The organism is Ectopseudomonas khazarica, from assembly GCF_004521985.1.
In the GTDB taxonomy this organism is placed as follows: Bacteria; Pseudomonadota; Gammaproteobacteria; order Pseudomonadales; family Pseudomonadaceae; genus Aquipseudomonas; species Aquipseudomonas khazarica.
The window spans coordinates 136,450-149,551 of record NZ_SBHZ01000002.1 but is presented as its reverse complement, the minus strand read 5'-3'; the positions used below and the strand labels follow the sequence as shown (position 1 = coordinate 149,551).

Here is a 13,102-nt window from a genome sequence, read left to right as displayed (position 1 = left end):
ACATTCACTGGCAACTACCCTGCAGGAGCCGGCTCGTCGGCGCTGATCGCCCGCAAGCGGACTCCTGCGTTCAATTGCCTGCCGAGTGAGGCTACGCCGATGAACATGCCGCAGACCGAAACCCCGTCCCTGGCCAGCCAGCTCAAGCTGGATGCTCACTGGATGCCGTTTTCCGCCAACCGCAACTTCCAGCGTGACCCGCGCCTGATCGTCGGTGCCGAGGGCAGTTGGCTGGTCGACGACCAGGGACGCAAGGTGTACGACAGCCTGTCCGGCCTGTGGACCTGCGGCGCCGGTCACTCGCGCAAGGAAATCCAGGAAGCCGTGGCCAAGCAGCTCGGCACCCTCGACTACTCCCCGGGCTTCCAGTACGGCCATCCGCTGTCGTTCAAGCTGGCCGAGCAGGTCGCCGACCTGATGCCGGGCGACCTCAATCACGTGTTCTTCACTGGCTCGGGCTCCGAGTGCGCTGACACCGCGGTGAAGATGGCCAAGGCCTACTGGCGTCTGAAAGGCCAGGCGAGCAAGACCCGCTTCATCGGTCGTGCCCGTGGCTACCACGGCGTCAACATCGCCGGTACCGCACTGGGCGGCATCGGTGGCAACCGCAAGATGTACGGCCAGCTGATGGACGCCGACCACCTGCCGCACACCCTGCAGCCGGGCATGGCCTTCACCCGTGGCATGGCCGAAACCGGCGGTGTCGAGCTGGCCAACGAACTGCTCAAGCTGATCGAACTGCACGACGCGTCCAACATCGCGGCGGTGATCGTCGAGCCGATGTCCGGCTCGGCCGGTGCCATCGTGCCGCCGGTCGGCTACCTGCAGCGTCTGCGCGAGATCTGCACGCAGCACAACATCCTGCTGATCTTCGACGAAGTGATCACCGGTTTCGGCCGCATGGGCAAGTGGAGCGGTGCGGAGTTCTTCGGCGTCACCCCGGACCTGATGAACGTCGCCAAGCAGATCACCAACGGCGCCATCCCGCTGGGCGCGGTGATCGCCTCCAGCGAGATCTACAACACCTTCATGCAGCAGCCGTCGCCGGAGCACATGATCGAGTTCACCCACGGCTACACCTACTCGGCGCATCCGGTCGCCTGTGCGGCCGGTCTGGCCACTCTGGACCTGCTCAAGCGCGAGAACCTGATCCAGCAGTCCGCCGAGCTGGCGCCGAAGTTCGAAGCGGCCCTGCATGGCCTGAAAGGCACCAAGCACATCGTCGACATCCGCAACTGCGGCCTGGCCGGCGCCCTGCAGATCGCTCCGCGTGACGGCGATGCGGTGATCCGCCCGTTCGAGGCCGGCATGTCCCTGTGGAAAGCCGGTTTCTACGTACGCTTCGGTGGCGATACCCTGCAGTTCGGCCCGACCTTCAACGCCAAGATGGAAGACCTCGACCGCGTGTTCAACGCCGTCGGCGACGTGCTGAACCAGCTGGACTAAACGAATACCGACAACCGTAGGGTGGATGACGCCTTTTTCATCCACCAGGTTCCGAATCTGCCACGGTGGATGAGAAGAGCATCATCCACCCTACACAAGATTTCTACTGAGGAGTCCCCATGAGCCATATCCCTCACCTGATCAACGGCGAGCGCGTTGCCGGCAACGGTCGCAGTGCCCCGGTGTTCAACCCCTCCACTGGCGATTCCACCAGCCAGGTCGGCCTGGCCGATCGCGCCACCATGCAACTGGCCATCGATGCGGCCAAGGCCGCCTATCCGGCCTGGCGCAACACGCCGCCGGCCAAGCGCGCGCAGATCATGTTCCGCTTCAAGCAACTGCTGGAGCAGAACGAGCAGCAGATCGCCGCGCTGATCAGCGCCGAGCACGGCAAGACCATCGAAGACGCCGTGGGTGAGCTCAAGCGCGGCATCGAGAACGTCGAGTTCGCCTGCGCCGCCCCGGAAATCCTCAAGGGCGAATACAGCCGCAACGTCGGCCCGAACATCGACGCCTGGACCGACCTGCAGCCCGTCGGCGTGGTCGCGGGCATCACCCCGTTCAACTTCCCGGCCATGGTGCCGCTGTGGATGTACCCGCTGGCCATCGTCTGCGGCAACTGCTTCATCCTCAAGCCGTCCGAGCGCGACCCGAGCTCCACCCTGTTCATCGCCGAGCTGCTGAACCAGGCCGGCCTGCCCAAGGGCGTGCTCAACGTGGTCAACGGTGACAAGGATGCCGTCGACGCGCTGATCGAGGCCCCCGAGGTCAAGGCCCTGAGCTTCGTCGGCTCGACCCCGATCGCCGAGTACATCTACAGCGAAGGCACCAAGCGCGGCAAGCGCGTGCAGGCCCTCGGCGGCGCCAAGAACCACGCCGTGCTGATGCCCGATGCCGACCTCGACAACGCCGTCAGCGCACTGATGGGCGCGGCCTACGGCTCCTGTGGCGAGCGCTGCATGGCCATCTCGGTGGCGGTGTGCGTGGGCGACCAGATCGCCGACGCGCTGGTCGACAAGATCGTCCCGCAGATCCAGGCGCTGAAGATCGGTGCCGGCACCTCCTGCGGCCTGGACATGGGCCCGCTGGTCACCGCGGCTGCGCGCGACAAGGTCAAGGGCTACATCGATGCGGGCGTCGAGCAGGGCGCCAAGCTGGTGGTCGATGGCCGTGATCTGGTGGTCGCGGGCAACGAGAATGGCTACTTCGTCGGTGGCACCCTGTTCGACAAGGTGACCCCGGAGATGACCATCTACACCGACGAAATCTTCGGCCCGGTGCTGTGCATCGTCCGCGTCGGCAGCCTGGAAGAAGCCATGCAACTGATCAACGATCACGAGTACGGCAACGGCACCTGCATCTTCACCCGTGACGGTGAAGCCGCGCGTCTGTTCTGCGACGAAATCGAAGTGGGCATGGTCGGCGTCAACGTACCGCTGCCGGTGCCGGTGAGCTACCACAGCTTCGGCGGCTGGAAGCGTTCGCTGTTCGGCGACCTGCACGCCTATGGTCCGGACGGTGTGCGCTTCTACACCCGCAAGAAGGCCATCACCCAGCGCTGGCCGGCGCGCAAGAGCCACGAGGCGGCGCAGTTCGCCTTCCCCAGCAATGGCTGAGTGAGCATCGGGCGATAAACAGAAAGGCCGGTCTTGTGACCGGCCTTTCTGTTTCCGGGTATCGAGTGACTGCCTAGCGCGCAGCGAGGCAGCGTTCACTGCGCCTGGTCGATGGCCTGTTCCAGGCGCTGGTTGTTCAGCGCATTGGCCTGATCGATCTGCTGCTTGAGCTGCTCCATCTGCTGCTGCGCCTGCTTGGCCTGCTCCGCCTGCAGCGTGGCCGTGGTGGCTGTTTCGCCGGCGCCACAGCCGCCGAGGCAGAGCAGCAGGGCCAGGGAGCAGAAAAGAGGCAGACGCATGATGAAGTCCTCGGGCGAGCGGGTGGGATGGCAACAGCTTGGCGCATTTTGGCCGTCTTGTATGTGCCGGCCGCCGCAAACCATACCCACTGCCCCGTCGCAGGCTCCTGCAGGAGCAGCTTCAGCTACAGCAGAGTGGACACCATCAGTTCCCTCTGTGGGTGAGGAGGCCGCACGCGAAACCCACGAGGGTGGACGAGCTTGGCGTTGCCCACTCTGCTCACTGCCCGCTTGGGGCTGGCTGGCGCAAATCGATCAGGGTGATTCGTATATCGCCCGTTCCGCTTCTCTGCTACAAACCGTCCACCGGACGACGAGGACGATGCGCGATGAGCGAACCCTTCATGCTGGACCTGCAACGGTACCTGGAGCGCCTGGGCTATGCCTCGGCACCGGCAGCGACCCTCGACAATCTGCGCGAGCTGCAGAGGCGGCACACCACCGAGTTCGCCTTCGAAACGCTGTCGACCATGCTGCGTGTGCCGGTGGAGGTCGAGCCCGCTGCGATCCAGGACAAGCTGCTGCATCAGGGGCGTGGGGGTTACTGCTTCGAACTCAATCGCCTGTTCCTGCTGCTGTTGCAGGCGCTGGGCTTCGACGCGCGCGGCCTGACCGGGCGCGTGGTGATGGGCGGTCCGGAAGACGCCCTGCCGGCGCGTACCCACATGCTGGTGCTGGTGACGCTGGAGGGCGTGCGCTACATCACCGACGTCGGTTTCGGCGGCATGGTGCCGACCGGTCCCTTGCTGCTTGACAGCGAGGCCGAACAGGCCACGCCGCATGAGGCCTATCGACTGTCGTACGTGGATGGCACCTACACCTTGCGTGCGCGGGTGGCCGACAGTTGGCGGGCGATGTACGTGTTCGATCTGCAGGCGGTGGCGGATATCGACTACGTGGTGGGCAACTGGTACGTGTGCACCCACCCGGACTCGCCGTTTCTCGGCCAGATGATCGCCGCGCGCACCGGGCCGGGCCTGCGCAAGACACTGAACAACGGCAGTTTCGCGATCCACCGCCTGGGCCAGGCGAGCGAGCGGGTGCAGTTGGACAGTGTCGACGAGGTGCTGAGGGTGCTGCGCGACGAATTCGGGATTCGACCGCCCGAACATCCTGAGCTTCGGCAAATCATCGGAGGTTTGATCGCGGGAGCGTGAGGGCCGCTGCGGGCTCTTGTGGGAAGGTTTTTGGCAGCAGCGGCCCACCTCTTATCCGTTCAACGGCCTATTGGCGAAACTGATGCCGTTGCCTGACGAGTTTTCTCAGGTTCTTGAGCTTTCTGGGGTGATGTTCGCCCCACATGACCTCGGCGCCGTCCTCCAATGGCTCGTAGATTGGAAGTAACTCCGTAACGCCTTCGAATAGCCACTGGACCGGCACGGCATCGGGGCCACCCAGATAGGGCTCTGTGGATTCGGTGGCTATTTCTACGACCTTGTCGTAGGCCTCTTCCAGGCTCGGCGCCTGAACGATGACGGTGTTCTCCCAAGACAGGAAACGTGCTTCAGGATCGTCATTCCCCGATGCGTCGATTTCAGTGAAGCGCAGCAGGTAGGAAGCTATGTACCAGCCTGTTGGTGAAACGTTCTTGTCGTGGGCCATGCTGCGTCCTTGTCCGAGTTCAGGCAGACCTTAGCGCCAAGTCGCCATGCGGTGCCATCGCTAAACGAGCGGACTCGCCCAGGGCAAGCGTGAGCGAATCACTTCCCTATCAGGCCAGCGCCGTGCGCTGCCGGCCCTCGACCCGGCGTTTCAGTGCCGCCCCTTCGACGATCTCCAGCCCGCCGCCCTGGGCGCGGGCGGAGCGGTCCCAGTCCTGCAGCAGTTCCATGCAGGCGTGGTCGATGTAGCTGACCCGCGCCAGGCTCAGGTGCAGGAGGGTTCCGGGTTCGACACGGGCTAGGTGTTCGGCCAGCTGGGGGACGCGGAGGAAGGTGGCGGCGCCGCGCATGCGCAGTTCCGCCTCGCCGGGGGCGCTTTCGACGAGTCGGATGCGCAGCCGTGAGGCACTCCACAGCAGCTTGGCCAGGGTCAGGGCAAAGCCCAGCAGCACGCCGCTCAGCAGGTCGGTGAAGACGATGCACAGCGCCGTGGCGGCGTAGATGACTACCGGGATGCGCCCGTACTGGCCGAGGTTGCGCATGGCCCTGGGGTCGACCAGCTTGCAGCCGGTGTACACCAGCACCGCGCCGAGGCTGGCCACCGGGATGCTCTGCAGCAGGCCGGGGAGAAGGGCGACCAGGGCCAGCAGCCAGGCCCCGTGGAGGATGGTCGAGGCGCGGCTGCGGGCGCCGGCCTGGACGTTGGCCGAGCTGCGTACGATCACCCCGGTCATCGGCAAGGCACCGACAGCGCCGCAGAGCATGTTGCCGATGCCCTGGGCGGACAGTTCGCGGTTGAAGCGGGCGCGCGGGCCATCGTGCATGCGGTCTACCGCTGCGGCGGAGAGCAGGGTCTCGGCGCTGGCGATGAAGGCCATCGCCAGGGCAGCGATCAGCAGCTGCGGATCGGCCAGGCTGGCCAGCCCCTGCGGAGTAATCCAGTCGATGGCGTCGCCGAGATTGGCCGGCAGTTCCACGCGTTTGACCGGCAAGGCCAGCCACAGGCTGACCAGTGTGGCGAGGGTCACGCCGACCAGGGCGCCGGGTAGAAAACGCAGGGACGCGGGGCGGTAGCGCTCCCACAGCCCCATGCTGACAAGGGTGCCGAGGCCGACTGCACCGGCGATCATCGCGTTGCCACCGAGCAGGCTCAGTGCATCGCCCAGGGCGTCGGGGAAGGCCAGCAGGTTGTCCAGGCCGGAGGCCCTGGGCGCGGCGTCGATCATCACGTGCACCTGCGACAGCACGATAAGGATGCCGATACCGGCGAGCATGCCGTAGACCACGGCGGGGGCCGTTACACGAAACCAGCCGCCCAGACGCAACGAGCCGGCGACCAGCTGGATCAGGCCGGCGAGCAGTAGTACCGGGCCGAGCGCGGCCATGCCCTGGGTGCGCACCAGCTCGAACACGAGGACGGCGAGCCCCGCCGCCGGGCCACTGACCTGCAGCGGCGCGCCCGTGAGAAAACCGACCACCACGCCACCGATGATGCCGGTGATCAGGCCCTTGGCCGGCGGCATGCCGGAGGCGATGGCGATGCCCATGCACAGCGGCAGGGCGACGAGAAAGACCACCACGGATGCCAGTGCGTCCCGTGGCAGTGCGCGAAGTGCATTCATCGGGCGTCCTCCTTGCCCGTGTCGCGGATAGGGCTGGCCATGCCCGTGTCATCGATGGCGCGGGCCACTGGGCGTGGCGTCCGTTTGGCGGGGGTGGTGCGGAGCATGCGGACCTCTCCTGGTCTGGCGTGACTGGATCGCTCGTTGCGAGCAAGGACGTGACCTGCGGTCACGCTTCGCCCAGACGATAGGGAGGCTGACTTAAGTGAAGCTGAATGGCGCCGTCCGAAGTGCCATTACTCGACGATCGAGTAGCGATATAGCCAGGTAATGCCGGGATATTCGGCGAATGCGCGAGGGAACAGATATTCGCCGTGAAACACCGGCAGGTCCAGCCGTTGCCACTGCGGAGCGAACCTGGGGTGCTGCATGCGGATCGCATCGGCGAGCAGGGTGGTGCAATAGCGATGCGCCAGGTTGCGTGGCTCCAGGAGGAACGGCTGGCCGACCTCGTCACGCACGGCGGCGCTGACCTGCAGGCGTTGCTCGGCATCGAGAAAGTCCGGCCGGGCGATGGCGAAGGCGCGCGCGTGGCGTGGGTCGACGAACTCGGTCAGCGGGCTGAGCAGGACCTGGTCGGGGCGTTCGGGATCGTCATCGGTGGTGGCGTGTGCCACCAGCGCTTGGGGCGAGGTGCTCACGATCATGCCGATGTGCGAGTAGTCGCCACCGCCGACCTGCTGGATCAGGCGGCTTTCGCGCGAAGGGCCGAGGCGAAACACCCAGTCGCCGTTCTGCACGGGCGGCAGGCTGCGTACTGGGGCGCTGACGGAGGGTTGTGGCTGGAGGCTGGCCAGCGCCACGGTGGCGCCGGCCAGCAGCAGGCTCAGGCACAGCCCGAGACGCAGGCGGCTCAGATCTTGATCTTCCAGTCGCCGTCGACCTTGTTCAGGCGCAGTCGCTCGGTCTTGGGCTTGGCATCGCTGTTGTTGAAGTGAACGATGGCCTCGATGCGGGCCTGGCTGTCGTCGTTCGACAGGGTTGGCGCCTGCACCTCGATGCGATCCAGGCCACCCTGGCTTTCGGTGTACTTCTCGGTGCGGGCTAGCTGGGCGCTGAGCTTGCCGCGAACCAGCGCGACTTCTTCGTCGCCGGTGCCTTCGGGAACGTCGATGTACTCGAACAGTGCGTCGACGTCGTTGCCGTAGGCCGCCTGCAGGAAGGCTTCGGCAATGCCTTCGGGGGTGTTGTTCGGGCCGCCGCAGCCAGTGAGCAGCAATGTAGCGGCGAGTGCGTAGATCCAGCGCTTGAGCATGGTGACTTCCTTGTGAGTCGCTTCCGTTGGGGCGGCGATGATAGCCCCAGGCTCAGGCTGGATCAGTGATGCAGCGAACATTTGCACAAGCGGCTGCGCGGGTCTCCCGGTGACGGGGTGATGGGGCTATTGTTCGCCTTTCATCGCGCCGCTCAGGCCGAACATCAATACCAGCAGGTTGGCATCCGGGTTCACGGCAGGTTGCACGTGCTTGCGCAATGGGGCTGTGGGGCAGGGGGCCTGGGCCGTGCAGTCGTGCGCGTCCAGTACGCGCGGACCGGGTTCCTGCCAGGCAGCGGCAGCGAGCGCCGTTACGCTGAGGGCGAGGCCAAGGAACAAACCTCGAGCTACTTCTAATTTCATTTTGCTAACCCCTTGATAGCGCTGCCAAACGCTGTTCGCTAAACCTAGATCACCCACCGCCTCGTCGCTGATCTGCGCGACGAGCGGTCACTGCGTATGGCTGGCACCCTCCAGGGGCTGAGCTGAGACATGCTTCGCCGCGGATGGTTCAATCCTGTGCTGGGTAACGCTTGGGCGTAACCTTTGGTGCCCGTACTGGGCGCCTGTAACAGCCGGCCCTGGCAGTTGGCGTCTTGGCGATGCCTGTCGCTACCTGGCGCAAAGGTGCGAGGTAGAGCCACGTCCTGGTGGGGGGAGTTGCGGGTGAAGCGGGTTGCAGCCAAAGCGAGGCTGCCGGCACGGGCCGGCAGCCGGATGGTTACGCAAGAGGTGTGCCGAGACCTCGTGCGCCCTCGGCGAAAATTTCACGGTAGCCGCTCAGCACCAGCTGCCAGTCCGCATCGGACCAGGGGCTGTGGCGGCGCAGTTGCGGCAGGTCGTGCTGGGCGGCCTGGACCCGGGTCAGGCGGCGACGGCTCTTTTCCAGGTCCAGCAGGGCGACGTGCGGCGTTTCGCCGTCGATACGGACGAAGATGTGCTTGGCATACAGGCAACCGTGCTGCCAGCGCCCCAGGTGCATGCGCGCCAGGGTTGCACCAACAAGTTGCAGCAGCTGGGCATGCACGGCCTCGCCGCAGGCTTCGCGGCCGCCATTCTCGTACCACACTTCGATGTTCTCGAAGCCTTCCAGCTCTTCGGTCACCAGCAGGCCGCACCAGCCTTGCTGGGCGTCGTAGTTGATGCCGCAGTAGATCATCTTCGGCACCAGCACTCCCAGAGCGGGTAGTGCCTGCAGGGCTCTGCGCTCGCGCAGTACGGTAGGGCGTCCCTGCGGGTACAGCAGGCTGCGGTAGATGTGGCCCACCTGCTTCTTGGCGTAGAGCACGCCGCTCTGATCCAGCAGGCGCTGTACGCCACTCTCTCCACCGCGCCGAACGTTGGGTTCTTCTACCCAGTCACCGTTTTTCTGCCACCAGTGTTGGAAGGCCTGCTGGGAAGGGTCAGTCGTGCTGCATAGAGGCATGTTGTTCTTCTTCTGTTGGAGGTTTGCGCAGCGTCCGCCTCGTGAACGGTTACTACGTCGTTCAGGGTTGTAACGAAACATAAGCAAACAGCGTTCCCAGGTCCACGATAAATGACCCTATGTCGCATTTTCGTCTTAGAACGACGGGGGAGCTTTTTTCGGGCAATAAAAAACCCCGCGACTGGCGCGGGGTTCCTGGTACAGCTGAGGGCCGGCTGGCTTACATCATGCCGCCCATGCCACCCATGCCGCCCATGCCACCCATGTCAGGCATGGCCGGAGCCTTGTCGTCAGCCGATTCGGCGACCATGGCTTCGGTGGTGATCATCAGGCCGCCGATGGACGCAGCAGCTTGCAGCGCCGAACGGGTGACCTTGGCCGGGTCGAGAATACCCATCTCGATCATGTCGCCGTAGGTGTCGGTCGCGGCGTTGAAGCCGAAGTTGCCCGAACCCTGCTTGACCTTGTCGACCACGACGCTCGGCTCGCCACCGGCGTTGGAAACGATCTGACGCAGCGGTGCTTCGACAGCGCGACGCAGTAGAGCGATACCGACGTTCTGGTCTTCGTTGTCGCCTTTCAGACCTTCGATGGCCAGCAGAGCGCGCACCAGGGCAACACCACCGCCAGGCACCACGCCTTCTTCCACTGCAGCGCGGGTGGCGTGCAGGGCGTCTTCAACGCGGGCTTTCTTCTCTTTCATCTCGACTTCGGTGGCAGCGCCAACCTTGATCACGGCAACACCGCCAGCCAGTTTGGCCAGACGCTCTTGCAGCTTCTCTTTGTCGTAGTCGGAAGAGGTTTCTTCGACCTGCTTGCGGATCTGCGCAACGCGGGCTTCGATGTCGACCTGAGCACCAGCACCGTCGATGATGGTGGTGTTGTCCTTGTTCAGGACGACGCGCTTGGCGTTACCCAGGTGCTCCAGAGTGGCGCCTTCCAGTGACAGGCCGACTTCTTCGGAGATCACGGTGCCGCCGGTCAGGATGGCGATGTCCTGCAGCATGGCCTTGCGGCGGTCGCCGAAGCCCGGAGCCTTGACGGCAGCAACCTTGACGATGCCGCGCATGTTGTTGACCACCAGAGTGGCCAGGGCTTCGCCTTCCACGTCTTCGGCAACGATCAGCAGCGGACGGCCAGCCTTGGCAACGGCTTCCAGAACCGGCAGCAGTTCGCGGATGTTGCTGATCTTCTTGTCGACCAGCAGCAGCAGCGGGCTTTCCAGCTCGGCAACCATGGTGTCCGGCTTGTTGATGAAGTAGGGGGACAGGTAGCCACGGTCGAACTGCATGCCTTCCACGACGGACAGTTCGTTTTCCAGGCCCGAGCCTTCTTCAACGGTGATGACGCCTTCTTTGCCGACCTTGTCCATGGCTTCGGCGATGATGTCACCGATGGAGTTGTCGGAGTTGGCGGAAATGGTGCCTACCTGAGCGATGGCCTTGGAGTCGGTGCACGGCTTGGCCAGGTCTTTCAGCTGAGCAACGATGGCCGCGGTGGCCTTGTCGATGCCGCGCTTCAGGTCCATCGGGTTCATGCCGGCAGCGACGGACTTCAGGCCTTCGTTGACGATGGCTTGAGCCAGAACGGTAGCGGTGGTGGTGCCGTCACCGGCAGCGTCGTTGGCCTTGGACGCAACGTCCTTGACCAGCTGGGCGCCCATGTTCTCGAAGGCGTCCTTCAGTTCGATTTCCTTGGCAACCGAAACACCGTCTTTGGTGATGGTCGGGGCGCCGAAGGATTTGGCCAGAACCACGTTACGACCTTTCGGGCCGAGGGTGGCTTTGACGGCGTCGGCCAGTACGTTGACGCCAACGAGCATTTTCTTGCGGGCGGAATCGCCAAACTTGACTTCTTTAGCAGCCATCTTGATCAGTCCTCAAATTCTTGAAGGTTAAACGGAGATTCGTCGGAATCAGGCTTCGACGACAGCGAGGATTTCGCTCTCGCCCATCACCAGCAGGTCTTCGCCGTCGACTTTGACGGTGTTGCTGCCGGAGTAAGGGCCGAATACCACCTTGTCACCGACCTTGACGGCCAGCGGACGGACTTCGCCGTTATCCAGAACCTTGCCGGTACCGACGGCAACGACTTCACCCTGGTTCGGCTTCTCGGCGGCCGAGCCCGGCAGCACGATGCCGCCTGCGGTTTTGGTCTCTTCTTCGCTGCGACGGATCACGACGCGGTCATGCAGAGGACGAAGCTTCATTGTCGATCTCTCCTAACAATTGAATGGCCAACTTGCCGACTCTTGTCTGGTCGGCGGGTTTGTAAAATCCGGCGGGGCCGGGTGCGGCGCGCTGTGCGCACCGCGAAAGTCGGACTGCCTCGTAGGGCAGGCACCTTGCGGTGACTGCTACATGTGGGCGGGCGGAGGCATTTCAAGGGGCGCTGGTGATTTTTTTTGCGTGCGCAGTCGGCGTTCTCGGGGTAAGGCCGAGGATTGGCGGCCGATGCGCTTGTCGCGGCAGCCTGCTGCGCTCGACAGCAGGTCTGCCGGGGGATCGCCGCAGGCGAGTGCCTGTGGCGTGAATCAGTCGCGGCGTTCGTATTCGCCTTCGAGCACATTGGGGTGCGTCTTGCCGGCGCGGGCGGCGGCATCGTCGAAGAACGCGCGTTGGCGCAGGGCCTGCTCCTCGGCGCGGCGACGGATCTTGCCGACCAGCAGGCGGCGGGTGAAGGGAAGCAGGCAGAGCACGCCGAAGATATCGCTGATGAAGCCCGGCAGCAGCAGCAGGCCACCGCCGACCGCGATCAGCAGGCCTTCGAGCATTTCCTGCTCGGGCATCTCGCCGCGCGCCAGTTTCTCACGGGCGCGCCAGGCCGTGGCGACACCGGCCACGCGCAGCAGGACGCTGCCAAGAATGGCGGTCCCGATCACCAGCAGGACCGTCGGCAGCACGCCGATGGCACCGCCGACCTTGATCAGGACGGCCAGCTCGATGATCGGGAACAGCAGGAACAGAAACAGAAACGCACGCATGATCGAAGAATCCTTGGCGGAAGCGAACTTCCAGTAGGGAGTAAGTATGGGGCTTTGGCCTGAATTCAAGCTTAAGCGACGCCAGGCTCGGGCCATTTGTCGGCGCGGGCCAGCGCCACCAGGGCTGCGCGCACCTGTCCGGGGTTGTTGCAGGATGTCGGGAAGGGCAGCCAGTGCAGGCTCTGGCCGATGCGCAGGTGGAAGCCTTCGCTGTCGACACCGGCCATCTGCGCCGGTTCATGCTGCGGCAGCTCGGCCAGTTCGACGTAGCGGGCAATGGCCGTGGCATGGTCCTCGTTCATGTGCTCGACCATGCTCGCTTCGCTGCCGTCCGTCGTGAAGGGGTTGGCCAGCGCGACCTGGTCGAGCCAGTGAATGGCGCCGAAACCGCCGATGAAGCGCCAGCGCACCGGCTCCAGCCGCCAGAAATCGAAGTCGTGCGCCCGATGGTAGTCGCGCGACTGGGGGAAAAAGCGGTAATAACGCTGGGCGGCTGCCTCTATTTCGTCTTCGTCATGCAACTGTCGTGCTTCGGCGAGCAAAGTAAGGCGACCGACCGCCTGCACATCCTCTGCGCCGCGCTCGCCGACCAATAGCGAGCACTTGGCGTCCTGCCCGAGGTTATGGGTGTGCTGGGCGATGCGGCTGATCAGGATCAGTGGCCGGCCCTCGGCGTCCAGGCAGTAGGGCACTACCGATCCGAAAGGGAAGCCCGGCATGGCCTTGGAGTGGGTGCTGAGCACGCCACGGTATTCCTTGAGCAGCAATTCTCGTGCATGCTTGCCGGCTTTCACGCTCACCTTATGACTCCTCGCAAAGAATCCGTCATCAACGGACAGACGCCCTAGCATAGC

At 64.4% G+C, this 13,102-nt stretch carries 14 protein-coding genes; 3 read left to right on the top strand and 11 right to left on the bottom strand.

Going from position 1 to position 13,102, the window contains the following annotated elements; genetic code table 11:
* Positions 1-99 precede the first annotated feature (99 nt).
* Together EPK82_RS02510 and EPK82_RS02505 are read left to right on the top strand one after the other, a co-directional pair.
* Positions 100-1,446 carry an aspartate aminotransferase family protein gene (locus EPK82_RS02510; RefSeq protein WP_134675684.1) on the top strand — a complete coding sequence of 449 codons (1,347 nt, stop codon included), beginning with the start codon at positions 100-102 and terminating at the stop codon, positions 1,444-1,446.
* A 119-nt stretch (positions 1,447-1,565) separates the two neighbouring features.
* Positions 1,566-3,062 carry a CoA-acylating methylmalonate-semialdehyde dehydrogenase gene (locus tag EPK82_RS02505; protein ID WP_037050981.1) on the top strand — a complete coding sequence of 499 codons (1,497 nt, stop codon included), beginning with the start codon at positions 1,566-1,568 and terminating at the stop codon, positions 3,060-3,062.
* Between the two features lie 95 nt (positions 3,063-3,157).
* Here the strand turns inward: EPK82_RS02505 and EPK82_RS02500 are convergent, their stop codons facing one another.
* On the bottom strand, positions 3,158-3,361 hold the full coding sequence (locus EPK82_RS02500; RefSeq protein WP_172979181.1) for a hypothetical protein: 204 nt from the start codon (positions 3,359-3,361) through the stop codon (positions 3,158-3,160).
* Positions 3,362-3,690: 329 nt separating this feature from the next.
* Between EPK82_RS02500 and EPK82_RS02495 the strand changes: the two genes are divergently transcribed.
* On the top strand, positions 3,691-4,518 hold the full coding sequence (locus EPK82_RS02495) for an arylamine N-acetyltransferase family protein (RefSeq protein ID WP_134675683.1): 828 nt from the start codon (positions 3,691-3,693) through the stop codon (positions 4,516-4,518).
* A 67-nt stretch (positions 4,519-4,585) separates the two neighbouring features.
* On the opposite strand, the gene EPK82_RS02490 is transcribed toward EPK82_RS02495, so the two are convergent.
* From EPK82_RS02490 to EPK82_RS02445, 10 genes are all read right to left on the bottom strand, one after another.
* A complete protein-coding gene (locus EPK82_RS02490; protein ID WP_037050978.1) occupies positions 4,586-4,963 on the bottom strand; it encodes a DUF4288 domain-containing protein in 378 nt (125 codons plus the stop codon).
* Positions 4,964-5,072: 109 nt separating this feature from the next.
* Positions 5,073-6,584: a SulP family inorganic anion transporter gene (locus EPK82_RS02485; protein ID WP_134675682.1), complete on the bottom strand. Its 1,512-nt coding sequence runs from the start codon at positions 6,582-6,584 to the stop codon at positions 5,073-5,075.
* A gap of 236 nt (positions 6,585-6,820) precedes the next feature.
* A complete protein-coding gene (locus tag EPK82_RS02480; RefSeq protein ID WP_167494322.1) occupies positions 6,821-7,387 on the bottom strand; it encodes a C40 family peptidase in 567 nt (188 codons plus the stop codon).
* Between the two features lie 50 nt (positions 7,388-7,437).
* A complete protein-coding gene (locus EPK82_RS02475; protein ID WP_167494321.1) occupies positions 7,438-7,839 on the bottom strand; it encodes a DUF4878 domain-containing protein in 402 nt (133 codons plus the stop codon).
* Positions 7,840-7,965: 126 nt separating this feature from the next.
* The gene (locus tag EPK82_RS02470) at positions 7,966-8,202 is read right to left on the bottom strand and encodes a hypothetical protein (RefSeq protein ID WP_134675679.1); all 237 of its coding nucleotides are present in this window, start codon (positions 8,200-8,202) and stop codon (positions 7,966-7,968) included.
* Between the two features lie 358 nt (positions 8,203-8,560).
* Complete coding sequence (locus EPK82_RS02465; protein WP_134675678.1) at positions 8,561-9,265, bottom strand: lipopolysaccharide kinase InaA family protein; 705 nt, start codon at positions 9,263-9,265, stop codon at positions 8,561-8,563.
* Positions 9,266-9,485: 220 nt separating this feature from the next.
* Complete coding sequence (groL, locus tag EPK82_RS02460; protein WP_037050971.1) at positions 9,486-11,132, bottom strand: chaperonin GroEL; 1,647 nt, start codon at positions 11,130-11,132, stop codon at positions 9,486-9,488.
* Positions 11,133-11,180: 48 nt separating this feature from the next.
* Positions 11,181-11,474 (bottom strand): co-chaperone GroES, encoded by a 294-nt coding sequence (locus tag EPK82_RS02455; RefSeq protein WP_037050970.1) that lies wholly within the window; start codon positions 11,472-11,474, stop codon positions 11,181-11,183.
* A 324-nt stretch (positions 11,475-11,798) separates the two neighbouring features.
* Positions 11,799-12,248 carry an FxsA family protein gene (locus tag EPK82_RS02450; protein ID WP_037050969.1) on the bottom strand — a complete coding sequence of 150 codons (450 nt, stop codon included), beginning with the start codon at positions 12,246-12,248 and terminating at the stop codon, positions 11,799-11,801.
* Positions 12,249-12,319: 71 nt separating this feature from the next.
* Positions 12,320-13,048 (bottom strand): HugZ family pyridoxamine 5'-phosphate oxidase, encoded by a 729-nt coding sequence (locus tag EPK82_RS02445; protein ID WP_134675677.1) that lies wholly within the window; start codon positions 13,046-13,048, stop codon positions 12,320-12,322.
* Between the last annotated feature and the right edge of the window lie 54 nt (positions 13,049-13,102).